The following is a 1,442-nucleotide window of genomic DNA, read 5'->3' on the forward strand; positions in this document are numbered from 1 at the left end:
TACCAGTTCTGCCGGACTGGTGAGGTGTGATGTGCAGGCATAGGTGAACGGTCTTGAAAGGCCGGCCAGAGAGGGTGTGAGCCCCGTAACCGAAATGTTTTGTGCCGCCTGGAGAGTATCCCAAGTAGCACGGGGCCCGAGAAATCCCGTGTGAATCTGTCAGGACCACCTGATAAGCCTAAATACTCCCTAATGACCGATAGCGGACCAGTACCGTGAGGGAAAGGTGAAAAGTACCCCGGGAGGGGAGTGAAACAGTACCTGAAACCGTGTGCTTACAATCCGTCGGAGCATCTGCAGCTTGTCTGTATGGGTGTGACGGCGTGCCTTTTGAAGAATGAGCCTGCGAGTTAGTGTTACGTCGCGAGGTTAACCCGTGTGGGGAAGCCGTAGCGAAAGCGAGTCTGAATAGGGCGTTGCAGTGGCGTGATCTAGACCCGAAGCGAAGTGATCTACCCATGGCCAGGTTGAAGCGACGGTAAGACGTCGTGGAGGACCGAACCCACTTCAGTTGAAAATGGAGGGGATGAGCTGTGGGTAGGGGTGAAAGGCCAATCAAACTTCGTGATAGCTGGTTCTCCCCGAAATGCATTTAGGTGCAGCGTTGCGTGTTTCTTGCTGGAGGTAGAGCTACTGGATGGCTAATGGGCCCTACAAGGTTACTGACGTCAGCCAAACTCCGAATGCCGGTAAGTGAGAGCGCAGCAGTGAGACTGTGGGGGATAAGCTTCATAGTCGAGAGGGAAACAGCCCAGACCACCAACTAAGGCCCCTAAGCGTGTGCTAAGTGGGAAAGGATGTGGAGTTGCGAAGACAACCAGGAGGTTGGCTTAGAAGCAGCCATCCTTAAAAGAGTGCGTAATAGCTCACTGGTCAAGTGATTCCGCGCCGACAATGTAGCGGGGCTCAAGTACACCGCCGAAGTTGTGGATTTCAGATATTAGCTAAGCCGCCCCTTGTGGGTTGGTTCAGGCGTCTGGAGTGGTAGGGGAGCGTCGTGTGGGCAGTGAAGTCGCGGTGTAAACCAGCGGTGGAGCCTACACGAGTGAGAATGCAGGCATGAGTAGCGAAAGACGGGTGAGAAACCCGTCCGCCGAATGATCAAGGGTTCCAGGGTCAAGCTAATCTGCCCTGGGTAAGTCGGGACCTAAGGCGAGGCCGACAGGCGTAGTCGATGGACAACGGGTTGATATTCCCGTACCGGCGAAAAACCGTCCATGTTGAACAGGGGATACTAACCGCCCGATACCTGCCCGCCCACCCTTCGGGGTGATGTGGGTTTTGGTGGAGCGCGGGACCTGATCCTGGGAGGCAAGCGTATTAACAGGTGTGACGCAGGAAGGTAGCCAAGCCGGGCGATGGTTGTCCCGGTCTAAGGATGTAGGGCGAACGGTAGGCAAATCCGCCGTTCATGATGCCTGAGATCTGATGGGACCCCCTCA

Annotated in this window: 1 rRNA gene; it reads left to right on the forward strand. The window is 55.5% G+C overall.

Features of this window, described 5'->3' with window-relative positions:
* Positions 1 to 1,442, forward strand: a 23S ribosomal RNA gene (locus ACX80X_RS21185); the annotation flags it as partial.

It is taken from the genome of Pseudarthrobacter sp. MDT3-1, from assembly GCF_054510755.1.